This is a genomic window from Pseudomonas sp. TE3911 (assembly GCF_054062775.1).
This window is the reverse complement of record NZ_JBSSFP010000001.1, coordinates 2,735,357-2,761,067: the sequence shown is the minus strand read 5'-3', so window position 1 is coordinate 2,761,067 and position 25,711 is coordinate 2,735,357. Positions and strand designations below refer to the sequence as shown.

Sequence of the window (25,711 nt, the reverse complement as noted above, 5' to 3'; positions counted from 1 at the left end):
AGCCGTGCGGGCCTGCGGTTGGCCCGCACCATAGAATAAGAAGGTGATTGGCTATGAACGCGATAACAGACAACAAGCCTGCCACGGCACCGGTCAAGAACCGGCGGCGACTGCCCACCGAGCTGAGTATCTTCCTGGTGCTGATCGGCATCGGGCTGGTGTTTGAGTTGTTCGGCTGGATCGTGCGTGACCAGAGCTTTTTGATGAACTCCCAGCGGCTGGTGCTGATGATCCTGCAAGTATCGATCATCGGCCTGCTGGCCATCGGGGTGACGCAGGTAATCATCACAACGGGGATCGACCTGTCTTCGGGCTCGGTGCTGGCGCTGTCGGCGATGATTGCCGCCAGTTTGGCTCAGACTTCTGACTTTTCCCGGGCGGTGTTCCCGTCGCTGACCGATCTGCCCGTGTGGATTCCGGTGGCGATGGGGCTGGGTGTGGGGCTGCTGGCAGGGGCGATCAACGGCAGCATCATTGCTGTCACCGGTATCCCGCCGTTTATCGCGACACTGGGCATGATGGTTTCGGCCCGTGGTCTGGCGCGTTATTACACGGAAGGCCAGCCGGTGAGCATGCTCTCGGACTCGTACACGGCTATTGGTCATGGCGCGATGCCGGTGATCATCTTCCTGGTGGTGGCGGTAATCTTCCATATCGCCCTGCGCTACACCAAGTACGGCAAGTACACCTACGCCATCGGCGGCAACATGCAGGCGGCGCGGACCTCGGGGATCAACGTCAAGCGTCACCTGATCATCGTCTACAGCATCGCCGGCCTCCTGGCAGGCCTGGCAGGTGTGGTGGCTTCGGCACGCGCCGCCACGGGTCAGGCGGGCATGGGCATGTCTTATGAGCTGGACGCGATTGCGGCAGCGGTCATCGGCGGCACCAGCCTGGCGGGCGGGGTAGGGCGTATTACCGGTACGGTGATCGGCGCGCTTATCCTTGGGGTGATGGCCAGCGGGTTTACCTTTGTGGGGGTGGATGCGTATATCCAGGACATCATCAAAGGCTTGATCATCGTGGTGGCGGTGGTGATCGACCAGTACCGCAACAAACGCAAACTCAAACGCTGACGCGGTACAAAATGTGGGAGGTGCGGTGCGACGATTCGACTGAGGGCAAGTCGAATCGTCGCACCGCACCTCCCACATTTAATCATCAACAGTCTGTTTCAACCGTTTGTCTTCTATATAGCTCCACAACACTGAATTTCTTGCTATAAACGCACTCCGATAACCATTCGCCAAGCCCGTCCTGGTGCCTTTTGGGGTTGTATCGGTAAAAATGCCTGTCTTTTCAGTTGCTGCGCCCTCAAGTCGGCCTTAGACTGCCGCCCCTCGTAAATTGAGTGCCGGGTGGCGCTTGGAATGGATGGCGCCCTTCCGAGACCTGCAGAGGTCGGCCGGAACGCTCCCTTATTCGCCTTAATGCACGTATTTTTTATAGAGAAATCAATGACAAAGGAAAAGTTGCTGGCCATGCCGGCGGATGACTACATGAATGCCGAACAGCACGCTTTTTTTGAGCAATTGCTGCAAGACATGAAAGTGGAGCACCACGAGCGCATTGAACAGAACCGTATCGCCATTGAAAGCCTGGACACTCCGGCTGACCCGGCCGACGCCGCTTCCGTTGAAGAAGAGCGCACCTGGCTGGTAAACGCCATCGACCGCGACCAGCGCATGCTGCCGCAGCTTGAGCGTGCACTGGAACGCATCAAGGAAGATTCCTTTGGCTGGTGCGATGACAGCGGTGAGCCTATCGGCCTCAAGCGCCTGTTGATCAGCCCGACCACCAAGTACTGCATCGAAGCGCAAGAGCGCCACGAGCAGATCGACAAGCATCAGCGCCAAGCCTGATGCGGTGAAGCTGGGGGCCGCCCGCGCGGTTCCCCAGAGAAAGACCCCCGTTACGCCCGTCTATTGATCTGCTGCAGCCCACCCCACTAAAGGCCCATGGATAATGGCCCGATAGTGGCGTTAAATGCAGACACAATAACGACAAGCAGTGGGGTAATGAAGATGGCTGGAGACGGAACTCTGATGGGCGCAGCAGTGCCACCCCAAGCGGTGGTGCGCGGGTTGCCCGGCTGGTTGATGCCGCTCTTGCAGAGCACTGCCCTGGTGCTGGTACTGCTGGGCCTTGCTTATGCCAGCCTGCCGCTGTACCTCTGCCTGCCACTGGCCTTGCTGGTCATCTGGTTGCCCCGCCTGAAAAGTCCCAAGCCTGTGATCGAGCAGTCTGCCGCCGTCGATGCGATAGGCGAGCTGACCCGCGACCTGTCCTATACCACCAGCCATAACGCACTGTCCGCCGCCGGAGTGGCGTATTCGGTCAAGCAGCTGGCTGCGCGCGTGCAATCGCAATTGAGCGCCGCCAAGCAGATTGTCAGCAGTGCCGAAGTGATGATCGGCACCGAAAAAGTCACTTCCCAACTGAGCCGCGAGGCTTTGGATGCTGCCAGCCAAGCCCATCAGCGCAGCACCGAAGGTCGTGAAGTTCTGGCCCAGTCGATCATCCGCATGCACCAGCTCAGCCAACGTGCCAATGCCAGCCGCGAGTTGATCGAGGCCTTGAGCCAGCGCAGCGAAGAAATCCAGCGCGTCACCCTGGTGATCCAGTCCATCGCCAGCCAGACCAACCTGCTGGCGCTTAACGCCGCCATTGAAGCGGCGCGGGCGGGCGAGCATGGGCGCGGGTTTGCCGTGGTGGCGGACGAAGTGCGTGGCCTGGCCGGTCGTACGGCCACCGCCACCGATGAAGTTGGGTTGATGGTGGCGGATATCCAGCAGCGAACGGCTCAGGTGGTGGAGCAGATTCGCCAGTTGTCGGCGGACTTGCACACCGGTGTCGAGCAGGTGGAGCAGGCTGGCGAACAACTGCACAGCATCGCCAGCCTGGCGGCGGATGTGGAAGGGCAGGTCAATGAGATCGCCCAGGGCGCCGACACCAACCGCGCCCAACTCGACAGTTTGTTCCACGCCGTTGAACAGATGCGCAGCGACCTGGATATAAGCGACCAGCAAACCCGCCAATTGGCCGACGCCGCCGTGCAAATGGAAGGGCAGGCGGAAACCATCAGCGAACGCCTCGCCGAGGTCGGGCTCGATGACTATCACCAGCGTGTCTACGACCTGGCGCGGGAGGGGGCTGGCCGCATTGCCGAGCAGTTCGAGGCGGATGTGCAGCAAAACCGCATCAGCCTGGACGACCTGTTCGACCGCAGCTACACGCTGATCCCCAAAACCAGCCCGAGCAAGTACCACACGCGGTTCGACGGTTATACCGACCAAGTGTTGCCGGCGATTCAGGAAGCGCTGCTGCCACGTCACGAAGGGTTAGTGTTTGCGATTGCCTGCACGCCCCAAGGCTATGTGCCGACCCACAACAACGCGTTTTCCCAGGCGCTGACCGGTGATACCCAAGTCGACGCGGTGCAGAATCGGACCAAGCGCAAGTTCGACGACCGCACCGGGATTCGTTGCGGCAGCCATCAACAAGCGGTGTTGTTGCAGACCTACACCCGCGATACCGGCGAGTTGATGCACGATTTGTCGGTACCTATCATGGTCCGTGGGCGGCATTGGGGTGGCTTGCGTCTGGGCTATAAGCCGGAGGCGGCGAAGGCTGTGCGTTAGGCACGGTTACAGGTAGGGCAAGCGGCTGCGAGCCGCAGGCCGCCTGCGTCGAGTGGGTTACTGCGGTTGATGCAGGCGCTGGTTGAGCTCATCTACGGGGATGGCCCAGTCAGCGTCTTCACGCAGTTCTTCCTTCAGAAACTGAGCCTGTTGCGGCGTCCAGAACGGTGCGTCGATCAACTTCACGTCGTCACTCAGCGGGTGCGCGACAATGAAGGCGTCGATGGCTTGCGGCGACGAGTCCAGGCCCAGTTGTTCGAATAACGTTTCGAGTGTAGGTATTGGCGCGTCCATATCGTTCTCCCTGCAGGTTTCTGGATGGTTATGCATGGGAGGCTTGTGGCGCGGTAGAGTTCGATCGGATTGTCAGGAGGTCAGCGCGCCTGAATCCACCGCAGTCTTGAGCGCCTGGGCGGATTCTTTTCCAGCGATGGCGGCGGAATCCAGCGTCTTGAACCAACGGTCCTTTTCCACCTGATGCGTGGTGACAGTGGTCAACGGTGGCTTGGCGCGCATCACGATCACTGCTTGAAACTCACCGTCTACTTCCCTTGCGTCGCCGTGGATGAAAAATTCGCCAATATCAAATTCCGTCACGTATAGCCTTCCCTTCGAGGTAACCAACTGCACTGATGAAACCTGACCCGAACGGGGCCAATTTCAATGGACAGGCCAGTATGGCAGTTGTTGAGGGGTGGCGGCGCAGTAAAGTCATCCGGGTGACGAAACGATCCCCCCGAGCAGGGAGGCCTCCAGCCGCTTGGCCAGTTCACAGGCCTCGATGTGGTCGCTGCGAAAGCCTTTGATCCTGCCGCTGGTCACTTCGCGGATATGAAAGAAGTTTCTTCCGGCGGGTACTACTTGGTAAAGAACTGATTGAGGGTACCCGTTGGGACTGTGCAAGCAGTAGTATGGATGTTCGTCCTGCCATGATGAACGAGTGCTGGAAGGCATAGCGTTGTATTGGCGTCGTTGCATGGTCAGCTCCTGTCGATCGATCTTTGTTGACCCAGCAGCAGCGTTACAGGTGGTTTTAACCTGTGTTGCTGTTTTAGTATTGTCGTCGGCAGTTGGCGTCTGGTTCCACGCCGAGGCTTTTTTTGTTTGTATACGCTGTCGGAAACTGCGTTTTTAATAGTGTTATTTTCTGAAGCGGGTCGACCAGTATTCTCTGGTTATTGAACCTGTGATCTCCTGCGATTCGCGATGACCTTGCATGAGGCCCATCGTGTGCGTCTGCACTAGTCTCCTGGAGCGCAGCCGCGAGATCTTCTTCAGTTTTTTCTATGATTGTGTCGTGTGATCGAGCCGAGATGGCCGTTTTTTTGTGCTGCCCGCTCTGGCGGACAGCGCTCTTTTCGATGTGGGGGCGTTTCCTTGGCAGTCAGTAATCTGGATATGCACGCGTTGTTCGTGCTGGGTGATTTGCGCGCAAAGTTGGTCAAACAGTTTCAATCCCGTTTCGTTTACATCACTGAGCAGACGCCGGAAGGCATCTACATCGCCGAAATAGACACGGAAGCGGCGATGGTCGTAGATGACAAGCCGCGCTTGGAACTCAAGGTGGGTGACCATTTTCGTGCCGCGGTATTGCCCAGTCGCGAAGGTGGCAAGTTCGAACTCAAGTTCCGCGACATCAAGTTGACGGTGTATGGCCTGGGCGACTATGCCTTTGTGTCGACGGCCGAAGGTCACGGCATCGTCTTCAAGGAAGGCCATAGCGTGATGCTGGTGTTTGCGGCCAATGAACAACTGCAGGAAGGCCTGACCAAAACCCTCAAAGCCGTGACCGGCAAGGCCGCCAAATGGCGCAAGGGTGAGCTGGTAACGTTCAAGGCCAGCGAATAGCCAACAAATACTGCGAACATCTCCTATCTCCCGGAACCTCTACTACAGTTGAGTTGACTTAACTATTCAGAGGCTTCGCGCATAGCAGCAAAGCCGTCCGCTGTTTGCTGCGATATCGCGAGGTGCAAGGGCATGAAAGGATTGAGAACGCTGTTGGCTGCGTCGTTTACGGCCCTGAGTCTGTCTGTCTCAGCCGCGCAGGCGCCGGTACACTTTGCCGACCTGAACTGGGAAAGCGGCAGCCTGATCACCGAAATACTGCGGGTGATTGTCGAGAAGGGTTACGACCTGCCCACCGACACCTTGCCCGGTACCACTATTACGCTGGAAAGCGCCCTGGCCAAGAACGACATTCAGGTCATCGGCGAAGAGTGGGCAGGGCGCAGCCCGGTGTGGGTGAAGGCCGAGGCCGAAGGCAAGGTTGTCGGCCTGGGCGATACGGTCAAAGGTGCCACCGAGGGTTGGTGGGTGCCGGAATACGTGGTCAAGGGCGATCCCGCCAAAGGCATCAAGCCTCTGGCACCGGACCTTAAAAGCGTAAAAGACCTGGCTCGTTACAAGGACGTGTTCAAAGACCCGGAATCCCCAGGCAAAGGACGCTTCCTTAACAGCCCCATCGGCTGGACCTCGGAAGTGGTCAACAAGCAGAAGCTCAAGGCCTATGGCCTTGACGACAGTTATGTGAACTTTCGCAGTGGTTCGGGGGCGGCACTGGATGCCGAAATTGCCTCGTCGATCCGCCGTGGCAAGCCGGTGCTGTTCTACTACTGGTCGCCGACGCCCTTGATGGGCCGCTATAAGTTGATCCAGCTGGAAGAACCACCGTTCGATGCCGAGGCCTGGAAAACGCTGACGGATGCGGATAATCCCGATCCGAAGCCTACGCGGTCTTTGGCGTCCAAGTTGAGCATCGGTGTGTCTACCCCGTTTCAGAAGGAACACCCGCAGATTGCGGCGTTTTTCGAGAAGGTCGAGTTTCCGATTCAGCCGCTGAACAAAGCCTTGGCGACCATGAGCGAGAACCACACACCGCCACGTGACGTGGCTCAGGCGTTTATGAAAGAACACCCTGAAGTGTGGAAGGCTTGGTTGACGGAGGATGTGGCGGGGAAAGTTGAAGCCAGCCTGAAATGATCCGTAATGTGGGAGGGAGCAAGCCGAATCGTCGCACCGCACCTCCCACATTGTGAACACGTTGCTGTTTAGAACTTGGTTTGCACCGCCACTTCAAAGGTCCTCGGCGAACCGAGGTAGTAAGCCGGCGATACATGCGCAAACTCGGCATACACCTCATTGGTCAAGTTGCGCACCCGCCCAGTCACCGACGTGTGCGCATCCACGTTGTAGCGCAGGAACGTCCCGAACAGGGTGTAGGCAGGGACGGTCATCGTGTTGGCATTATCTGCGTACACCTCGGCGACATACCGCGCATCCACGCCGCCTTGCCAGTCCTCGGCGAAATCATAAGTCATCCACACATTCCCCACGCGCTTGGGCACGTTGGTCGGCGTATTGCCTTTACGCGAAACCACTGCGCCGCTGGCGATTTTCTCGTTGAACTCGTCGTACTCCGCATCCACCCAGGCGAAGTTGCCCTCTGCCAGAAGCTTTGGTGTGATGCGCAGCGAACTCGCCAACTCGATGCCCTTGGACGACTGCGCGCCGACCGGGATGCTGGTGGTCGGGTCCTGTGGGTCGGTGACGGCAAAATCCTTGCGCTCAATCCTGTAGGCGGCCACGGTCGCCGAGCCACGCCCGTCCAAGTAGTCAAACTTGCTGCCCACTTCCCACTGCTTGCCGGTCGAGACGTCGAACACCTGAGTGGTGGTAGTGGGCTGCTCGGCGGCGGTGCTGTATTGCACGTAGAAATTGGCTGAGGGGATGAACTGGTACGTCAGGCCCACGCGGCCTGTCACCGGCTCCCAACGGCGCTTGAAGTGCCGTGGGTTAGTAGCCGTGACAACGCGGTGGTTGGTCACATCCAGGTCGATGGCGTCGTAACGCAGGCCGCTGAGCAGCGAGAGTTTATCGGTTAGGCCCAGTCGGTTTTCCACGAACAGTGCTTTGGTGGTGACTTCATTAGTCTTGTCCTTACCGAACTTTTCCTGGGTTCGCGGGATGTCGTAGAAGTGCCCGGGATTGAAGTCGTTTGGATCCACCGTGCTGTTACCCGGCATATTCCAGGGCGTGCTGGTGGTGCTGTTGACCTTGTACTCAAAGCCGCCGGACCAAGTGGTCGACAGGCCGAACAGGCTGTCGTCATGGCGCAGCTCGAACTGGTTGCCGTTCTGTTCGCCTTGATGGCGCACTTGGTAGGCTGTGGACCGGTTCACCGCGCTGTTATTGGTGGTGTACTGGTAGGTCTCCAGGTTGCGGTAGTCGCGCTGGCTGTCGAGGTGGTAGAGGGTGTTTTTCAGCGTGGTGCTGTCGTTGATCCGGTAGTCGATGATCGAGCGTGCCCACAGCGTGCGCTGTTCATAACGACCGTCTGCCACGTTGTAGTTGTTGAAGCGGTTGTGTGTGTCGATCTTCAGCTCGCCGGCCTTGGGGTTGAGCACCGGTGTACCCCAATACGGGCTGTCTTCGTGTTCATCCTGATACTCCAGGGCCAGGGTGTGTGACAGGTCGGGAGTGAGGTCACTGAGCAGGGAAAACGCCAGGCTCCAGGCATCGCGCTGAGCGCGGTCGATGTAGCTGTGATTGGTATTGCGGCTGACATCCAGGCGCGCATAGTGCTGCACCTCGGCACCCGGTTCGGTCAACGCTTGGTTCACGCCAAAAGCCATGCCGGCCGTGTCGTAGCTGCCATAGGTCAGTTGGCCTTCGGCGGCTTGGTCCTCACGGGTCGCCAACTTAGTGACGTAGTTCAGTGAGCCGCCCACGGAGCCAGCGCCGTTGATCAAGGAGGAGGGGCCGCCGACCAGTTCCACCCGGTCATAGATCCACGCATCCACGGGACGCGCCAGGCCGGTGGCGACGTTGATCCCATTGAACATTTGGGTGATCTGGCTGCTGGTAAATCCACGATAAGACACAAATCCACCGAAACCCGGCGGTGCGCTGGCGTTGACGCCGGGCAGGGTGTTGGCTGCATCGCGGAAGGTCTTGGCGCCATGACGCTCGATATCGTTGCGATTGGCTATGGCCACCGACGCCGGGGTTTCCCGCACGCTCAATCCCAAGCGCGAAGCCACGCCGCTGGACTGATCCAGGGACAGGCCAGGCTCGGCAGTTGATTCTCCATCAATGGTGGTCGGGGCCAGCTCAATGGCCCAGGCGCAGACAGGCAGGCAGCCGAACAGGCCCGCCAACAGGGGTAAATGTTTCATAGTTGAATCCTGAAAAACTTGGCTTGAAAGCAATGCACAGCCGTCCGTATCTCCTTGGAAAAACGGTGGCCGGTGCAGATCGGAAAGCGAAGGGATCAGGCGAAGGCAGGAGGCGCGCGCGGGTTAGCCGCGGGCCAGGTGAAGCGAGCAGGGATGTCGGCGGCCAGCACAATGGCCGGCGGTGGCGCATGGGGTTGCGGCAACACCGCCACATTCAGGCTGGAACTGAGCGCCGGTCCCATCCCGCCGGAGGAGCACAGCGGACAACCAAACGCCTTGGACAGCGTGGGCAGGTTCTCATCGGTGGAGTTGGACGGCTGGGGCGCCTGGGTACGCGGGTCCACGGTACAGAACTGACCGCCGATGCCATTGAGCTGCATCCCCACCATCTGCCCATGACCAATACTGCAGACGAACACATTGAACAGGACGCAGCAATACAGCATCCAGGCAATGAGCGAGCGGTCGGCACGGGCGAATTTCATGGGGCGGCACTTTAGCATCAGCTGCCGACGAAATGCCTGCAAAAAATCTCTGGGCGACTATCCTGTTTCGCACCTTTAAGGAGAGCCAGCCATGAGCTTTGTCATCGCGCGGTGGATTGTCGGCATTTTTACCTGCATCAGCATGGTCCACCTGTACTGGGCGGCGGGAGGCAAACTCGGCAGCCTCGCCGCCATCCCCCAACTCCCCGGCGAATTCGCCAGCGGGCCACGCCCGGCGTTTAAACCGTCGGCATTGGGCACTTTTCTGGTGGCGATGGGGCTGGTGGCGATTGCGCTGCTCGTGTGTCTTCGGGCTGGGCTTTATTTCTCGCCAGTGTCCCATGGGGCATTGCAGTGGGGGATCAGCGCGATTGCCTTGGTGATGTTTGCCAGGGCGATTGGGGACTCGGAGTTGGTCGGGTTTTTCAAGAAAGTCAGTGGGTCGCGGTTTGCGAGTATGGACACCTGGTTTTATTCGCCTTTGTGCCTGGCGTTGGGGGTAGGGTTGTTGGTGGTGGCGTGGGGGTGATGGACGGATCGCTTTTTTCAGATCCCTGGATCATGACTGGATGAAGTACCAGTTTTGAACCAGAGGAATTCGTGGGAGCCCACCCATGTCCTGGCAGAGGGCTACACAAAAAAGCGGTCCAACTGATTGCATCAGTACACGGGGAAAACTTTCTCAGATAAAAACCGATCTCATTCTTGCCCGATTTGCGGACATGGCCGTCATGGTTAATAGAACTTCTATTACGCAGGATTTCCCATGTCGCGCCTCGCTCGTCCCTTGCATCCACTGGCTCTGTCAGTGGCGATGGCTTTTGCCGCAGTGCCGTTGCTGAATGTCCAATCCGCCTTTGCCGAAGAAAGCAGCCGCGCTGTGCGTAGCTTCCAGATCCCGGCCGGTGACTTGAGCCAGGCCCTCAATAGCCTGGCCGAGCAGGCGGGGCTGGTGTTGGCCTTTGATGCAAGCTTGACTCGGGGCAAGCGTAGCAATGGCTTGAGCGGGCAATACGACACCGATGTGGCCCTGAACCAACTGCTTGCCGGCAACGGCCTGCAAGCCTTGAAGATTTCCGCCGACCGCTACCGCCTGGAAGCTATCCCGGATAACGGCGGCGCCATGGAGTTGCAGCCCACCACCATCAGCGCTGCCTACCAGGCTGAAAGCCCCACTGGGCCAGTGTCCGGCTATGTGGCCACGCGCAGCCTGTCGGGAACCAAGACCGACACCGCGCTGATTGAAACCCCGCAGTCGATCTCCATCGTGACCCGAGACCAGATGCGTGCGCAGAACGCCGAGAGCCTCAACCAGATCCTGCGCTACAGCGCCGCCGTGGTCCCGGAAACCCGTGGCGCTACCGCCTCGCGTCTGGACCAATTGACGATCCGCGGATTTGCTCCTGCCACCTACCTTGATGGCCTGCGCATGCCATCGAGTCGTGATGCCTTGCCGCAAAAAGACGCCTTCGACCTGGAGCGTGTTGAAGTGCTGCGTGGTCCGGCGTCGGTGCTCTACGGTCAGGGCACACCGAGCGGGGTAATTAACATGGTCACCAAGCGCCCGCTGGACACGCCGTTTCATGAAGTGGGCGTCGAATACGGCACCTTCAACAAGAAGCGCACCACCTTCGATTTGAGCGGGCCGATAGACGATCAGGGCGTGTACTCCTACCGTGTTGCCGGACTTTTCGACGATGCCGATGGTCAGGTTGAACACACCGAGACCCGCCGCCAGTCGCTGTCGACCGCGTTCACCTGGCGCCCGGACGATGCCACGTCGCTGACGCTGCTCGGGCATTTTCAAAAGGACCCCAAGGGCGCGTCCTACGGATCAGTCCCCGCCTGGGGCTCGGTATTGCACAGCCCAACCGGGCGCAGCATTGATGTGGATTTCTACGACGGTGAAAAGAACTTTGAGAAGAGCGACCGCGAGTATTACTCCATCGGCTACGCCTTCGAACATCACTTCGATGACGTGTGGACCGTACGCCAAAACGCGCGTTACCTGCGCAGTGAAGGCCAATACCGTAGCCTCTACAGCAACTACCTGCTGACGGATTATCGGACTATCCGCCGTTCGACTATCGCTACTGATGTGGACATGGACGCTTATACCCTCGACAACCAGGTCCAGGCCAAATTCGACACGGGCCCGTTGCAGCACACCTTGCTGATGGGGCTCGATTATCAGAACACCAGCACCGACACCCTGTCCGGCTCAGGCACCTACACTGCCGGGCCAACCCTGGATATTTTCAACCCGGTCTACGGCGCAGCCGTTGCGGTACCGGCGTACACCACAGACGGCACGTCGCGTAGCGAACAGACCGGCGTCTACCTGCAAGAGCAGATGAAGTGGGACAAGTGGGTGTTGCTGCTGGGTGGTCGTTATGACTGGGCCAGCACCGAGAGCAGCACCAAAACCCTTCGCACGGGCGCCAAGAGTCAATCCTCGCTGGACAGCAAAGCCTTCACCGGTCGTGTCGGCCTGGTCTATCTCTTCGATAATGGCTTGGCGCCGTATGCCAGCTATTCGGAATCCTTCAACCCGCAGTCGGGCACCGGATATGGCGGCTCGGTGTTCAAGCCGACCGAAGGTAAACAGTATGAAATCGGCATCAAATACCAGCCGCCGGGCAGTAACAGCTTTATCACGGCGGCGATATTTGACCTGCGCCAGAGCAACGTACTGACGACCGATCCGGACCCGACGCACCTGTGCGGTACCGGTCGTTGCCAGAGCCAGGACGGCGAAGTGCAATCCCGTGGTTTTGAGTTGGAAGGCAAGGCCAGCCTCAATGACAACTTGGACATCACTGCGGCGTACGCGTACCTGGATAACCGCATCAGCAAGTCCAACAATACCGTGCGCTATGCACCCATCAGCGACATCGGCGTAGGCCCGGCCATCAACGCAGAGGGCACCACCACTTACGCGGTTCCGCGTCACACCGCCTCGGCGTGGGCGGACTACACCTTCCATGACGGCAACCTCAAGGGTTTTGGTGCCGGCGCCGGTGCGCGTTATGTCGGCTCTTCGTGGGGCGATACGGCTAACACCCTGAAAGTACCGGGCTACACCTTGTTCGATGCGGCGGTGCACTACGACATCAAGAACATCGTCAACCTCAAGGACAACCTGCGCCTGGCGCTGAACGCTACCAACCTGGCGAATAAAGAGTATGTCGCGTCGTGCTATTCCTACTCGTGGTGCTGGTATGGCTCGCAGCGCACGGTGCAGGCGAGTGCGACTTATCAGTGGTGACTGCCTGCAACGTTGTAATGGGTGAACGCTGTGTGGCGAGCGTACTCGCCAACAACCCGTTCACTCGATAAGGCAATTTAATGGCCCCTTTGTAACAAAATCCTCGCCAGAATCGCTTTTATTTTCAGGTGGTTAGGCGGGGATGCAAATGCGCAATGTTGGAATCATGCTGATCGCCTGCTCCCTGGCAGGGGGCGCGGCTGTCGTGCAGGCACGGGAGCTGCGCGAGGGTGACAAGTACATGTGCAGTTGGGGCGCTGGCACCGCTGCCAGGGCCCAGGAACTCAAGCTGTCGGGGGTGTCGTTGTACGCCGCTCGGCAGAAGATCCAGACCCTCAAGTTCAACAAATCCTGGATGCGCATGATGGCCATGGGCATCACCGAGCAGACCTACGACAGCCGTTCACGCCTCAAGCCGGAGGCGATCCGCCAAAGCTTCTACCAGGACTGCGTACGCTACAAAGTGGCGCGTAAATAGGCCTCGGCCACCAGCACTCGGCTTACAAAACCATCCCAACCCCTGGCTTCTCATTTGTCTACAATTGCGCCTTTATCCAAGGACAGGGAGCCAGTATGCAAACCACTATCCGGGTAGCGACGCAGGACGATGTCGCCACGCTCTTCGCCATCCGTACGTCTGTGGTGCAAAACCATTTGAGCGTTGCGCAGATGGCCGACCTGGGCATTACGCCCCAAGTTCTGGCCGAGAGCATTCGTGACGCGCCCTGTGCATGGATCGCTGAGGTAGACGGTCAACCTGCAGCCTTTGCGATGGTCGACCTGGCCGAAGGCGAAGTGTTTGCGATGTTCGTACTGCCGACTCACGAGCGTCTCGGCCTCGGTCGGAAACTGATGGCTGTTGCCGAAGCCGTGTTGTTTGAACACCACACCACACTGTTTCTGATCACCGACGGGCGTGACCACATTCGTGCAAACGGTTTTTACCAACGCCTGGGCTGGTCGAAAGTAGGGCAGGTTGAGTGTGACGACGTGCGCTACGAAAAAAACAGGGTGTAATCACGCGTGGACCCATCGAAGGATGCGTCGTTATTTTTATTAATAACCCTTTTTTATAAGTGGAAATATACCCGGTAGTTGCACCAAAAAGTGGCACTTATATCCGTCACTACCCTAAAAAACATGTGGTTATTGAAGGACTTACAACACTTCCAATCCGACGAAAGGATTGAAATAGTCTTGTTACACGTTTTTACAGTCGTTACTATAGCCGGGCGTTCACCTCCCACGGTTTATGCATTTTTAAATCCCAAGTTTCCATCAGCTACTTGGGATTTTTTTTGCCCGCGATTTGACCTCCGCGTCAAACTTCACCCTCGGCAAACTCCGCGCGCATCCGTCCATTGCGTTTGGCCTGGTAGAGCAATTTATCGACACCCTCGACAAATTCCAGCATCGGACTATCTGGTGTGACGATACGTGTACCGACGCCCAGGCTCATGGTCAGCAGGTTCGACACCGCCGAAAAACCATGCTCGATCTGCTGCTGGCAGATCAGGTGCAGGCAACGTCGTGCTACCTGTTTGGCCGACGCCGCGTCGGTTTCCGGTAGTAGCCATACAAACTCTTCACCGCCGATCCGCGCGATGAAATCCCGTGGCCGGTTGGCTGCCAGCGACAGGGTACGTGCGACCTGGCGCAAGCATTCGTCGCCCTTGATATGGCCGTAGTGATCGTTGTACTGCTTGAAAAAATCGATATCCAGGATGATCAACGACAGCGGCAACTGGCTGCGCTGGGCGCTGGCCCATTCGCGCTCAAGCACGGTGTCGAACATGCGTCGGTTGGCGATGCCGGTCAGGCCGTCCTGGTAGGAATATTCCTCAAGTTGCTTTTGCAGGCGTACCAAGTGCTCTTCGGTTTTCTTGCGTTCGCTGATATCGAACATAAAGCCGATCAGGGCTTCGACCTCGCCGTCCTTGCGCACCACGTGCACCACGTCACGAATCCACACGTAGTCGCCGTTGACCGTCAGTGCCCGGTAATCCGCCTCGTGGTCCACGCCGGCGCGGGACTGCGACACACAGAAATTCACCACGTATTCACGGTCATCCGGGTGCATGCGCTCGACCCAGTCGTCCACGCTGACCCAGCTCTGCGGGGTCCAGCCCAGCAATGTTTCGATCTGCGGGCCGATGTAGCTGAACGTCATGGTTTGCCAATCGATACGCCAGGGGATGGCTTTGGTCGACTCCAACAGCGTTCGGTACACGTCACTGTCGGGCTGGCTTGGGTGATCGATGCTCATGGGAGTGCTCGGGGATGATGGCGAATAGCCAAGAGCCTCTTTTGATCGTCGCTTGGAGTCAAGCGTAAGCCGAGGCAGCAGACGAGAGGTCGTGAAGGAGGCTTTTTGGCGCGGGTGTTTCGGCGTTTTCGCTACAAATAGACGCTGGATTTTTGAACACTGACAGTACCGTTGGTGCAGGCAGCCGCTGCCGCGTTCGTCAAATCCTTTGTCGAACGGCAGAGAGCAAATGGCTTGGTGATACGAGGGGTGTTGGCCAGCGACCAGAGCGCCGATTTACAGGCGGCGTAGAAAGGATTTGACGATGTGTTTGGTGGCGTCGGTGGTGTCCAACTGGTCGAGCGCGCCATAAGCGTGCCACTGGCAGTCGACAATCTCGTTACAGGGTCGCGCGTCCGCGATGTTCACCACTGACGCTTCGAACACATGATGCAGCGTGTCGCGGGCTTTGAGTTCCTGCAGATAGAGTAGGCCGTCCACGTTCAATCCGGTTTCTTCTTCCAGCTCGCGTTCGGCGGCGCCCACCGGGCGTTCGTCGCGCTCGACCTTGCCACCCGGCAACGCCCATTTTGATCTGGCCTTGCGCACGAAGAGGATATGCCCCTCGTGTTCGCAAATGACCGTTGCCCTGATTTTCATCGTCTGTGTCCCGCAGCGGCATGAATGTCATAAAAGTGTAATGCAATTGTCATGCTAAGTGGTTATGGCGCGCAGGGATGGGTATGTGGATACTGCCCGACTGAACAAAACGCACGAGGAAAACAGATGAGCACCGTACGTTGGGGCATGATCGGCTGTGGCAGTGTCGCTGAATTGAAGAGTGGGCCCGCTTTCTACAAAGCGCCAGGTTCGGCCCTGGTAGCCGTGATGGGGCGTCGCGAGGCCGCCGTGCGCGATTATGCAACACGCCATGGCATTGCCCGTTCCTATACCGACGCCCAAGCGCTGATCAACGACCCTGAGGTGGACGCGGTCTACATCGCCACACCGCCCGACAGCCACTTGGAATACAGCCTGATGGTGGCCGCGGCCGGCAAGCATTGCTGCGTCGAGAAACCCATGGCGCTGAATGCCGAGCAAAGCGCATTGATGCAACGTACCTTCGAGCGTGCCGGGCTGCATTTGTTTGTCTCCTACTACCGCCGTTCGCTGCCGCGCTTTCAGCAAGTTCGCGATTGGCTGCGGGATGGGCGCATCGGCGAGCTGCGTCAGCTTACCTGGACCCTGTGCAAACCACCGGCTGCCGAGGACGCCAGCGCCGCCAACTGGCGCACCGACCCGCTGATCGCGGGTGGCGGCTATTTTGCCGACCTGGCCAGCCACGGCTTTGACCTGTTCCAGTACCTGGCCGGGGATATCGTCGAGGTGTCCGGTTTTACAGCACGCCAGGCAGGTCGCTATGTGGCCGAGGACGCGGTTACAGCTTGCTGGACCTTCAGCTCGGGCGCGCTGGGCATGGGTTGCTGGAACTTTGTTGCCGACCGACGGGAAGACAACGTCGAGCTGATCGGCAGTAAGGGTCGCATTACGTTTGCCGTTTTCGAAGACCAACCGCTGCGCCTTGAAGCCGAGACCAACGAAGTGCTGGACGTGCCATGCCACGCGCATATCCAGTGGCACCACGTGTTGGCCATGAACGCGCATATCCGTGGTGAAGCCGAGCATCCTTCGCTGGCCATCGAGGCATTGAAAACCGACCGGATTCTGGACAAGGTGCTACAGCGCAACCCCCATCATCCCGGCTAGATGCGATATACGTGTTTTTTCTCAAGGAATAGACGGATGAGATACTGGATGGTGTTGTGCCTTGTGCTCGCTACAGGCGCAATGGCGGCCCCAAGAAGTCAGGGCACGCCTGGAGAGTTTGATTTCTACGTGTTGTCGCTGTCATGGTCGCCGACGTTTTGCCTGACGCACCCGGATAACGAACAGTGTTCAGGTAAAGGCTACGGTTTTGTGCTTCACGGTCTGTGGCCGCAATACGCGAAGGGCGGGTGGCCGGCGTCCTGTGATTCCCAGTCACGCTTGTCTCGCGAAGAGATGGACAAGGGCGCGGCGCTGTTTCCCACGCGTTCCCTGCTCAAGCACGAATGGGCCAAGCACGGTACTTGCAGTGGGCTGGATCCAATGGCATATCTGGAAAAGACCGATGTGGCACTGGGCGTTGTCGCCATTCCGCCGCAACTGCAACCGTTCAATACACCGCCTTCGTTGCCTGCCCGTGAGATCGAGGCGTTGTTTCGCGAGAGCAACCCGCGCATGGGCAATCATGGGTTGGCCGTGATCTGCAAAGGCAAGGTGCTGTCGGAAGTGCGCGTCTGCCTGACCAAGGAGCTGGCGTTCGCCGGCTGCCCGCGCAGTGTGAAAACCCAATGCCGGGAGGGCGATATCCGCATTCCTGCGCAGCGCTGAGGCAGCCTCGCCGCGGGACTGGGGGCCAGGGTGATTTTGTTCAATACCGTTTCGGCTCGGCCTTATACCGTGGATCCCTCTTCATGCATCACCATAAAAAGGGATCCGCAATGAGCTTGATTATTTCCATGGCCGCCTTCGCCCTGGCCACCTCTATCACACCGGGACCGGTCAATGTCGTGGCCCTGAGTTCCGGCGCGCGCTTCGGTTTTGCCGCCAGCCAGAAACACGTGTTCGGCGCTGCCGTCGGTTTCACCCTGCTGTTGGTGCTGATCGGCCTGGGCCTGCATGAAGTGTTGGTGCGCTGGCCAATCCTGACCCAATTGATTCAATGGGGCGGCGTGGCCTTTTTGCTGTACATGGCCTGGAAACTGGCCGTCGATGATGGCCGCCTGGACGCCGAGGGCACCGCCACTGCGCCATCAATGCTTTACGGCGCGATTATGCAATGGCTCAACCCCAAGGCCTGGCTGGCTTGTGTGGCGGGAATGGGCCTGTTCGTGGCCGATGGCGACGCCGGTCAGGTGTGGCTGTTTGCAAGCCTCTACCTGGTGATCTGTTACCTGTCGGTGGCGTGCTGGGCCTATGCGGGCACCTTCCTGCGCCGCTACTTGAGTAACCCCCAGGGCGTGCGCGTGTTCAACCGCTCAATGGCCGCGTTGCTGGTGGCCAGTGTGGGTTATTTGCTGATGGCTTGAGCCGGTCGCGGTACTGGCCGGGCGTGGCGGCGAAGTGCTGTTTGAAGGCACGCTGGAAATGCGCTTGGTCGGCAAAGCCTGCGGCCAGGGCCACATCGGCGATCAGTTCGCCCTGGCGTAATTGGCTGCGGGCAAACTGGATACGCTCATTGACCACAAACGCATGGGGCGTCAGCCCGTAATACTGCTTGAACGCGCGGATCAGGTACGACGGCGACAGCTCGGCCGCCTGGCAAATATCTTCCAGTTTCAACGCAAGGGTGCAGTGCGCGCGGATGAATTCGGCGGCGCGTTCCAGCTTGTGGTTCACCTCCCGCACTGGCGTAAGCGATGGGTTTAGGCGCTGCTGAACTTCACTGAAATAACTGATCAGTGCACTTTGCTTTTGCAGCAGTTCGGCCTGTTCGTCCACCAATGTGCTGTACAGCGCCAACAGGCCGCTGAACAACACCGGGTCGCGGGAATGGGGCGTATTGAATGGCCGGTAACCCTGTTCGGTACTGAAGCCCAGTTGGTATTGCAGGTTCGTGAGCCACGGGGTATCGAGGTAGAGCATATGGTAGGACCAATGCTCGTTCTCAATAGGGTTGCAGGCATGCACGTCGCCAGGGTTCATCAATACCACCGTGCCGACGCTGATCTGGAAGGTCTCGGCGCCGTAGTGGTAATAGCTGCGTCCGGTGGTGATCGCGCCGATAGAAAAATGCTCATGGGCGTGACGGGTGTAAGTGACCTTGCGCCCGTCGGCGATGGTCCGCGCTTCTATGAACGGCAAGCGCTCGTCACGCCAGAAGCGGGGCGAGTGTGTCGCGCAAGTGTCCGGTGACATAGCGGTGGCTCCATCCCTTGGAAGAACGAGGGATGATCATTACACACGCCGCCAATGGCGTCAGCTTAGAAGTCCCACTTGGTCGCCAGCTGCAGGCTGCGCGGTTCGCCGTAGAAACCAGTGCCGAAGTTGCCGAGGCCCGTGTAGTACTTTTTGTCGAACAGGTTCTTCACGTTCAACGTGGTGCTCAGGTGCTCGTTGAAGCGGTAGCGCGCCATCAGGTCTACCAGGTAGTAGCTGTCCTGGGTGATGCGCGAGTCGTGGCCGAAGTTGACGGTATCGCTCGGATCGGGCTGGAACACGTTGCCGAAGAACGCGCTCTGCCAGTTCACGCCACCGCCCACGGTGACATTTTCCAGTGCGCCGGGCAGGCGATAGGAACTGAACAGGCGCACCACTTGCTGTGGCGTGGTGGTCTGCAGCACCGAGCTGTACACGTAGCCGTCATCGGCATCGCGGGTGTGCTGGTAGGTGTAGCCGGCGGCGATATTCCAGCCGTCCAGCACCTCGCCCGACAGTTCGGCTTCAACGCCCTTGGTGGTCGCGCCGGCGATGGGGCGGTAAATCGAGTCGGTATCGAAGCCTGAGACATATTCGGCCACGTTGTCCTGTTCGATGCGGAACGCGGCGAAGCTGGCGTTCAAGCGACCGTCGTAGAACGCGGCCTTGAGCCCGGCTTCGTAGGTTTGGCCTTCCACGGGGTCGAGTAATTTGCGGTCAGCGTCTTTGCTGGTTTGTGGTCGGTAGATTTGGGTGTAGCTGGTGTACACCGACCAGGTGTCGTTGAGGTCATAGACGATCCCGGCGTACGGCGTGACCACGCCACTCTGGTGGTAGGTGGTGCGGTTGTCGGTCTGGGTCGGGTCGTAGAAGTCGGTGCTGTCGGTGCCGCTGAAATTGCTCACGCGGGTGCCGAGAATCACCGACAGGTCATCGGTAGGCTTCAGACGAGTGGCCAGGTAGGCACCCGTCTGGCGTTGCACGATATCGTTCTGGCCACTGCGTGGGATGTTCGGTTTGGCGTATTCACCTTGCCAGTCGAAGATGCTGCCGCCCACGCCGGGGTAGATCGAGCCGTACACCGGCACGTCCTGTTTCGAGCGTGTGGCCATGAAGCCCATGATCAACTCATGCTCGCGGCCGAACAGGCTGAACGGTCCACTGAAATTGACGTCCAGGGTGTTCTGCACCTGGTCGCCCTTGTACTTGCCCATGAACATGTACATGCCGTCGCCGGTGACCGGGTCCGGGTTGCCGCCGCTGGCGGAGGCCAAAAGAGTGTCGTGCTGGCTGCGTTTGCGGTCGAGACTGACTTTGAGCGACCAGTCATTGGCCAGTTTGTGCTGTACCGAGGCGAAGAGCGTCTGGTTTTGGAAGTCACGGCGGCTCCAGTCGGCGGCTGGGTTGAACGAGCGCGAGAAATTCGTGCGCGAGCCGTCGCTGAAGTACATCGGGAAACCGGTCCAACTGGCGCCGCGCGAGCGAGTGTTCTGCTGGTCGATGCCAAAGGTCAGCAGGGTGTCGGGCGTCAGGTCCGCTTCCAGGATGCCGTAGGCGATGTCCTTGGTGTTCTGGTAATGGTCCAGGTAGGACTGGCGGTCCTGATACACGCCGACAAAGCGCCCGCGTACATTGCCAGACTCGGTCAAAGAGCCGGAGATATCGCCTTCGGTGCGGTAGTTGTCCCAAGAGCCGAACGTCTGGGTGACCGAGGCCTTGAAGTCCTTGGTGGGCTTTTTGCGGATCAGGTTGACGGTGGCGGACGGGTCGCCGGAGCCGCTTAACAGGCCAGCCGAACCTTTGATGATTTCCAGGTGGTCGTACACCGCCATGTCGGTGCTGGTGGTGCCGTAGTCGTACACGCCGTCGTAGGTGGAGTTGACGCCGTCGTACTGGAAATTGGTGATCGGCAGGCCACGGCTGGAGAACTCCCAGCGCTCGCTGTCGTAGTTCTGCACGCTCACGCCAGGGGCGCGGCGCAGGGTATCGGCAATGCTATTGGAACCCTGATCGTCCATCTGCTGGCGGGTGATCACGGTGACCGATTGCGGGGTTTCACGCATTGATAACGGTAGACCGGTGGCCGAGGCCATCGAGCCTGTGGTGTAGGAGTGGGTGTCTTCGGTGGTAGCGCCCAAGTCCTGGCCAGAAATGGTGGTAGCGCCCAGCTCCAGGGCCCCGGTGCTGGCCGCGATCAGTTCCAGCACGTAGCCATTGTTGCCCTGGGGCAGGGCCTGCAAGCCGCTGCCTTGCAGCACGTGTTGCAAGCCACTGGCGGCGGTGTAGTTGCCCGACAGGCCAGGGCTGGTCTTGCCGGCGGCCAGGCTGTTGTGGCCGGCAATGAAAATGCCCGACTGCTCGGCAAAGCGGTTCAGCACACTGATCAGCGAACCAGCAGCGATGCGGTAGCTGCGCGTGGTCTCCTGGGTCGAAGGCGATTCGGCGGCATGCACCACCGGCACACCGAGGCAAAACAGCGAAGTGGCCAGCGCCAATGGGCGCAGCGCGAAGCGAGCAGGTTGCGACATGAATGTTTCCCTTTGGATCAAGTCGATCGGCGAATTGAAAGCGTCTACAGGGTTAACCGAACGAGTGTTGAAAAAGGGAACTGGCGGCGGGGAAAAACTTACCGTGGGCCGACGGTGACCCACCATGGCATCAGCCGATCGACCCGAACCGGCAGCGCGGCTTGCAGCAGATGCAGAGCGTGGTCACTGTCCATCAGCGGGAATGAACCCATCACCGGCAAGTGCGCCACCGCCGGGTCACAGCCCAGGTGGCCGGTGCGATAGCGGTTGAGCTCGGCCACCAACTGGCCCAGGGGCAAATTGTCGGCCAGCAGCACGCCACGGCTCCAGGCTTCACGCGCGGGGGATACCGCGGTGGTTGTGTTGAAGCCATCGCGGTTGAACGCGATTTGCTGGCCGGCGTCGATGATGCGCACCTGCTGGCTGGCGGTGCGCACGTGCACCCGGCCCTCAAAGACGTTGAGCTCAGTGTGGTCTTCGCCTTGCAACACACTGAAGTGAGTGCCCAGGGCCTGCAGGCGGCCGTGTTCGGTGTCTACCAGGAAGGGCCGGCCGGCGTCCTTGGCCGTATCAATCAGCACTTCGCCAAAGCGCAGGTGCAACAGGCGTTGCAGGGGATCGAAGCGTACATCCAGCGCGCTGAGGGCGTTGAGCCATACATGACTGCCATCGGCCAGCACGGCATCGCGGGTCTCGCCGCTGCCGGTGGCGTAGTCGGCGCTCCAGCCGCCCACCAGCCGGGGCAGGGCGGTGTTGCGCCAAGTGCCCCACGCCAGGGTTGAACCGGCACACAACACCAGCAATGTTTTGAGTGTCTGGCGCCGCGAACTGCGCAAGGCGCGGCTGGCGCTCGGGGCTTGGTCCATCAGCGGCGCGAAACGCTGGCTGACGCGCTCCACATACTGCCAGGCCGCCAGATGCTCCGGGTTCTGCGCCATCCAGGCCTGCCAGCGTTGCTGCTCCTGGGCGCTGCCTTGGTCCTGCAGGCGCACGTACCAGTGCGCGGCCTGTTCCAGGCTGGCATGGCTGAGCTTGCCGGGGGTATTCATTGCACCAGCATCCCATCCAGCTCGGCTTCGAGGATCGCGCAATGCAGCAAGGCCTGGGCCATGTATTTCTTGACCATGCGTTCGCCCACGCCCAGTTGCTCGCCAATGGCTTTGTAGGGCAGGCCATGCAGTTGGGCCAGCAGGAATGCTTCGCGAACCTTGCTCGGCAGGCGGGCGAGCATGGCGTCCACTTCGTAGAGGGTTTCGACGATGATTGCCCGCTGTTCCGGCGACGGCTGGGTACTTTCGGGACGCAGGGCGAGGCTGTCGAGCCAGGCTTTTTCCAGTTGGCGACGTCGCCAATGGTCGATGCACAAACCACGGGCGATGGTGGCCAGGTAGGAGCGCTGGCGCGCGTGATCGGTCTCGGTCGGTGGGCGGCTGAGTAAGCGGATAAAGGTGTCGTGGGCCAGGTCGGCGGCATCCCAGCGGTCGTTCAGGCGTCTGCGCAACAGACCGAGCAGCCAGCCGTGGTGGGTGCCGTAGAGGTGGGTGAAGGAGGTCGACACACTAGCCATCCAGCGCGAGAGAAACGGTGTAAATAAGAATTGGTCGCGATTAAAGCAAAAGGATGGGGTGAGCGCAAATGATATTGGTTCGCTACTAGGCAGGCTTAAAGGAGTAGGGCTGAAGGTGGGAGGGGGGGCTCTCGATTGTTGTGGGTCAGCCACAGCTGCATCAGCTGACAATCCCTCATCGGGGGCAAGCCCCCTCCCACATTAGGTCTGCGTGCATTCAGGCAGGAACGAGGAACGCCGCTTCCAGCAACTGCCGGGTATACGCGTGCTGCGGATCAGCAAAAATCGCCCGCGCATCGCCTTGTTCCACCACCTGGCCATGCTTGACCACCATCAATTGGTGACTCAATGCCTTCACGACCGCCAGGTCATGGCTGATGAACAGGTAGGTCAGGTTGTACTTGGCCTGCAGGCTGCGCAGCAATTCCACGACCTGGCGTTGCACCGTGCGGTCCAGCGCCGAGGTAGGTTCGTCCAGCAGGATCAGGCGCGGCTTGAGCACCAACGCGCGGGCGATGGCGATGCGTTGGCGTTGCCCGCCGGAAAATTCGTGGGGGTAGCGATGGCGGGACTCCGGGTCCAGGCCCACTTCCTTGAGCGCCGCGATAATCGCCGCTTCCTGCTCGGCCGGCGTGCCCATTTTGTGAATGCGCAGACCTTCACCAACGATCTCACTGACGCTCATGCGCGGGCTCAGGCTGCCGAACGGGTCCTGGAACACCACCTGCATTTCCCGGCGCAGCGGGCGCACCTGCTGTTGCGTCAGGCGGTCAAGCTGCTGGCCTTCGAAGCGAATCCCACCTTTGCTTCCGATCAAGCGCAAAATCGCCAGGCCGAGGGTTGATTTGCCCGAACCACTTTCGCCGACGATGCCCAGGGTTTGCCCTTGGGGCAGGCTAAAGTTGATGCCATCGACCGCCTTGACGTAATCGACGGTGTTGCGCAAAAAGCCCTTCTTGATCGGGAACCACACCTTCAGGTCATCGACCTCCAGCAGCGGCGGCCCGACCACATTATTGGCCGGTCCACCGCTGGGTTCGGCCGCCAGCAATTCCTGGGTGTAAGGGTGTTGCGGCGACTGGAACAGCGTCTCGCATTCGGCCTGTTCTACGATGCAACCTTTCTGCATCACACAGACGCGATGGGCAATGCGCCGCACCAGGTTCAGGTCGTGGCTGATCAGCAGCAAGGCCATGCCCAGACGTGCCTGCAACTCCTTGAGCAGCTCCAGAATTTTTAACTGCACGGTCACGTCGAGGGCCGTGGTCGGCTCGTCGGCGATCAACAGTTCCGGCTCGTTGGCCAATGCCATGGCAATCATTACCCGCTGGCGCTGACCGCCGGACAACTCGTGGGGCAGGGCCTTTAGGCGCTTGTGCGGTTCGGGAATGCCCACCAGTTCGAGCAATTCCAGGGTGCGCTGCGTGGCAACCTTGCCGGTCAGCCCCTTGTGCAGGCCGAGCACTTCGTTGATCTGCTTCTCGATGGAGTGCAGTGGGTTCAACGAGGTCATCGGCTCCTGGAAGATCATTGCGATGCGGTTACCGCGAATGTGCCGCAGGGTCTTTTCCTTGAGGGTCAGCAAGTCTTGTCCGGCGTACTGGATGATGCCGCTCGGGTGCCGTGCCAAGGGGTAGGGCAGCAGGCGCAGGATCGAGTGGGCGGTCACCGACTTGCCAGAGCCGCTTTCGCCGACCAGCGCGATGGTTTCGCCGCGTTTGATGTCGAAGCTGACGTTGTTGACCACCCTGTGGTGATGCTCGCCGGTGACAAACTCGACGCTGAGGTCGCGGATTTCGATCAGATTGTCCTGATTCATCTCATTTCCTCGGGTCGAAGGCATCGCGAGCGGACTCGCCGATAAACACCAGCAAGCTCAACATGATCGCCAGCACGGCAAACGCGCTCATGCCCAGCCACGGTGCTTGCAGGTTGGATTTGCCCTGGGCTACCAGTTCACCCAGAGATGGCGAGCCGGCTGGCAGACCAAAGCCGAGGAAGTCCAGTGCGGTCAGGGTGCCGATAGCGCCGGTGAGGATGAACGGCATAAAGGTCATGGTTGAGACCATGGCGTTGGGCAGGATGTGGCGGAACATGATCGCGCCGTTCTGCATCCCCAGTGCCCGGGCTGCACGCACGTATTCAAGGTTGCGCCCACGCAGGAACTCGGCGCGCACCACATCCACCAGGCTCATCCAGGAAAACAGCAGCATGATGCCCAGCAGCCACCAGAAATTGGGCTGCACGAAGCTGGCGAGGATGATCAGCAAATACAGCACCGGCAGCCCGGACCAGATTTCCAGGAAACGCTGCCCGGCCAGGTCGACCCAGCCGCCATAGAAACCCTGCAAGGCTCCGGCGATCACGCCAATGATCGAGCTTAGGATGGTCAGGGTCAGGGCAAACAGCACCGAAACCCGGAACCCGTAGATCACCCGCGCCAGTACATCGCGGCCTTGGTCATCGGTGCCCAGCAGGTTCACGGAAGAGGGCGGCGCGGGGGCCGGCACTTTCAGGTCGTAGTTGATGCTCTGATAGCTGAACGGGATCGGTGCCCACAGAGTCCAGGCGTCCTTGGCCTTGAGCAGCTCCTGGATATACGGGCTCTTGTAGTTGGCTTCCAGTGGGAATTCGCCGCCGAAGGTGGTTTCCGGGTAGCGCTTGAGCGCCGGGAAATACCAGTCGCCGTCGTAGTGCACGGCCAGCGGCTTGTCGTTGGCGATCAGCTCCGCGCCCAGGCTCAGCCCGAACAGGATCAGGAACAGCCACAGCGACCACCAGCCACGTTTGTTGGCCTTGAAACGCTCGAACCGGCGGCGATTGAGGGGGGATAGATTCAT

At 59.6% G+C, this 25,711-nt stretch carries 25 protein-coding genes; 12 read left to right on the top strand and 13 right to left on the bottom strand.

Features of this window, described 5'->3' with window-relative positions:
- Positions 1-53: 53 nt before the first annotated feature.
- From ACVWXD_RS12595 to ACVWXD_RS12585, 3 genes are all read left to right on the top strand, one after another.
- Positions 54-1,076 (top strand): ABC transporter permease, encoded by a 1,023-nt coding sequence (locus ACVWXD_RS12595; RefSeq protein WP_032885788.1) that lies wholly within the window; start codon positions 54-56, stop codon positions 1,074-1,076.
- A 381-nt stretch (positions 1,077-1,457) separates the two neighbouring features.
- Positions 1,458-1,862, top strand: a complete 405-nt coding sequence (locus tag ACVWXD_RS12590; protein WP_010564800.1) for a TraR/DksA family transcriptional regulator — start codon at positions 1,458-1,460, stop codon at positions 1,860-1,862.
- A 96-nt stretch (positions 1,863-1,958) separates the two neighbouring features.
- Positions 1,959-3,641 carry a methyl-accepting chemotaxis protein gene (locus tag ACVWXD_RS12585; protein ID WP_447095570.1) on the top strand — a complete coding sequence of 561 codons (1,683 nt, stop codon included), beginning with the start codon at positions 1,959-1,961 and terminating at the stop codon, positions 3,639-3,641.
- 57 nt (positions 3,642-3,698) lie between these two features.
- On the opposite strand, the gene ACVWXD_RS12580 is transcribed toward ACVWXD_RS12585, so the two are convergent.
- From ACVWXD_RS12580 to ACVWXD_RS12570, 3 genes are all read right to left on the bottom strand, one after another.
- Positions 3,699-3,935, bottom strand: a complete 237-nt coding sequence (locus tag ACVWXD_RS12580) for a DUF2789 domain-containing protein (protein WP_032885790.1) — start codon at positions 3,933-3,935, stop codon at positions 3,699-3,701.
- Positions 3,936-4,007: 72 nt separating this feature from the next.
- Positions 4,008-4,238, bottom strand: coding sequence for a hypothetical protein (locus tag ACVWXD_RS12575; protein WP_032885791.1), 231 nt, complete (start codon positions 4,236-4,238; stop codon positions 4,008-4,010).
- A 114-nt stretch (positions 4,239-4,352) separates the two neighbouring features.
- Positions 4,353-4,619: a hypothetical protein gene (locus ACVWXD_RS12570; RefSeq protein ID WP_163033237.1), complete on the bottom strand. Its 267-nt coding sequence runs from the start codon at positions 4,617-4,619 to the stop codon at positions 4,353-4,355.
- 420 nt (positions 4,620-5,039) lie between these two features.
- On the opposite strand from ACVWXD_RS12570, the gene ACVWXD_RS12565 reads away from it, so the two are divergent.
- Both ACVWXD_RS12565 and ACVWXD_RS12560 read left to right on the top strand, forming a co-directional pair.
- Positions 5,040-5,489, top strand: a complete 450-nt coding sequence (locus ACVWXD_RS12565) for a hypothetical protein (protein ID WP_032885792.1) — start codon at positions 5,040-5,042, stop codon at positions 5,487-5,489.
- A 132-nt stretch (positions 5,490-5,621) separates the two neighbouring features.
- Positions 5,622-6,623, top strand: coding sequence for an ABC transporter substrate-binding protein (locus ACVWXD_RS12560; protein ID WP_181644244.1), 1,002 nt, complete (start codon positions 5,622-5,624; stop codon positions 6,621-6,623).
- Between the two features lie 68 nt (positions 6,624-6,691).
- Here ACVWXD_RS12560 and ACVWXD_RS12555 read toward each other — a convergent pair whose 3' ends face one another.
- Both ACVWXD_RS12555 and ACVWXD_RS12550 read right to left on the bottom strand, forming a co-directional pair.
- A complete protein-coding gene (locus ACVWXD_RS12555) occupies positions 6,692-8,818 on the bottom strand; it encodes a TonB-dependent receptor (RefSeq protein ID WP_457371079.1) in 2,127 nt (708 codons plus the stop codon).
- A gap of 95 nt (positions 8,819-8,913) precedes the next feature.
- Entirely contained in the window at positions 8,914-9,303 is a 390-nt protein-coding gene (locus ACVWXD_RS12550; RefSeq protein WP_095185943.1) for a DUF2946 domain-containing protein, read from the bottom strand.
- A gap of 91 nt (positions 9,304-9,394) precedes the next feature.
- Here ACVWXD_RS12550 and ACVWXD_RS12545 point away from each other — a divergent pair, with 91 nt between their 5' ends.
- The 4 genes from ACVWXD_RS12545 to ACVWXD_RS12530 all read left to right on the top strand — a co-directional run bounded on the left by ACVWXD_RS12545 (position 9,395) and on the right by ACVWXD_RS12530 (position 13,588).
- Positions 9,395-9,832 (top strand): DUF3995 domain-containing protein, encoded by a 438-nt coding sequence (locus ACVWXD_RS12545; RefSeq protein WP_032885797.1) that lies wholly within the window; start codon positions 9,395-9,397, stop codon positions 9,830-9,832.
- 237 nt (positions 9,833-10,069) lie between these two features.
- Positions 10,070-12,571, top strand: coding sequence for a TonB-dependent siderophore receptor (locus tag ACVWXD_RS12540; RefSeq protein ID WP_457371078.1), 2,502 nt, complete (start codon positions 10,070-10,072; stop codon positions 12,569-12,571).
- A 148-nt stretch (positions 12,572-12,719) separates the two neighbouring features.
- Entirely contained in the window at positions 12,720-13,049 is a 330-nt protein-coding gene (locus ACVWXD_RS12535; protein WP_032885840.1) for a hypothetical protein, read from the top strand.
- Between the two features lie 95 nt (positions 13,050-13,144).
- A complete protein-coding gene (locus ACVWXD_RS12530; protein ID WP_032885800.1) occupies positions 13,145-13,588 on the top strand; it encodes a GNAT family N-acetyltransferase in 444 nt (147 codons plus the stop codon).
- A 304-nt stretch (positions 13,589-13,892) separates the two neighbouring features.
- On the opposite strand, the gene ACVWXD_RS12525 is transcribed toward ACVWXD_RS12530, so the two are convergent.
- Complete coding sequence (locus ACVWXD_RS12525; RefSeq protein WP_095185941.1) at positions 13,893-14,837, bottom strand: sensor domain-containing diguanylate cyclase; 945 nt, start codon at positions 14,835-14,837, stop codon at positions 13,893-13,895.
- 276 nt (positions 14,838-15,113) lie between these two features.
- Entirely contained in the window at positions 15,114-15,476 is a 363-nt protein-coding gene (locus ACVWXD_RS12520; protein ID WP_032885802.1) for an NUDIX hydrolase, read from the bottom strand.
- 126 nt (positions 15,477-15,602) lie between these two features.
- Between ACVWXD_RS12520 and ACVWXD_RS12515 the strand changes: the two genes are divergently transcribed.
- The 3 genes from ACVWXD_RS12515 (at position 15,603) to ACVWXD_RS12505 (ending at position 17,947) form a co-directional block, all read left to right on the top strand.
- Positions 15,603-16,583 carry a Gfo/Idh/MocA family protein gene (locus ACVWXD_RS12515; protein ID WP_457371077.1) on the top strand — a complete coding sequence of 327 codons (981 nt, stop codon included), beginning with the start codon at positions 15,603-15,605 and terminating at the stop codon, positions 16,581-16,583.
- A gap of 36 nt (positions 16,584-16,619) precedes the next feature.
- Positions 16,620-17,249: a ribonuclease T2 family protein gene (locus ACVWXD_RS12510; RefSeq protein WP_181644248.1), complete on the top strand. Its 630-nt coding sequence runs from the start codon at positions 16,620-16,622 to the stop codon at positions 17,247-17,249.
- Between the two features lie 110 nt (positions 17,250-17,359).
- Positions 17,360-17,947, top strand: coding sequence for a LysE family translocator (locus tag ACVWXD_RS12505; protein ID WP_032885806.1), 588 nt, complete (start codon positions 17,360-17,362; stop codon positions 17,945-17,947).
- Here ACVWXD_RS12505 and ACVWXD_RS12500 read toward each other — a convergent pair.
- From ACVWXD_RS12500 to ACVWXD_RS12475, 6 genes are all read right to left on the bottom strand, one after another.
- Entirely contained in the window at positions 17,889-18,776 is an 888-nt protein-coding gene (locus ACVWXD_RS12500; RefSeq protein WP_457371076.1) for a helix-turn-helix domain-containing protein, read from the bottom strand. The two genes, ACVWXD_RS12505 and ACVWXD_RS12500, sit on opposite strands and share 59 nt — an antisense overlap.
- A 65-nt stretch (positions 18,777-18,841) precedes the next feature.
- Positions 18,842-21,304 carry a TonB-dependent siderophore receptor gene (locus ACVWXD_RS12495; RefSeq protein ID WP_260367265.1) on the bottom strand — a complete coding sequence of 821 codons (2,463 nt, stop codon included), beginning with the start codon at positions 21,302-21,304 and terminating at the stop codon, positions 18,842-18,844.
- Between the two features lie 98 nt (positions 21,305-21,402).
- Positions 21,403-22,353 (bottom strand): FecR domain-containing protein, encoded by a 951-nt coding sequence (locus tag ACVWXD_RS12490; RefSeq protein ID WP_181644250.1) that lies wholly within the window; start codon positions 22,351-22,353, stop codon positions 21,403-21,405.
- Positions 22,350-22,871: a sigma-70 family RNA polymerase sigma factor gene (locus ACVWXD_RS12485; protein WP_122754354.1), complete on the bottom strand. Its 522-nt coding sequence runs from the start codon at positions 22,869-22,871 to the stop codon at positions 22,350-22,352. Before ACVWXD_RS12485 ends, ACVWXD_RS12490 begins: the two co-directional genes overlap by 4 nt.
- Positions 22,872-23,088: 217 nt before the next feature.
- The gene (locus tag ACVWXD_RS12480) at positions 23,089-24,690 is read right to left on the bottom strand and encodes an ABC transporter ATP-binding protein (RefSeq protein WP_032885813.1); all 1,602 of its coding nucleotides are present in this window, start codon (positions 24,688-24,690) and stop codon (positions 23,089-23,091) included.
- Position 24,691: 1 nt separating this feature from the next.
- Positions 24,692-25,711: an ABC transporter permease gene (locus ACVWXD_RS12475; RefSeq protein ID WP_032885814.1), complete on the bottom strand. Its 1,020-nt coding sequence runs from the start codon at positions 25,709-25,711 to the stop codon at positions 24,692-24,694.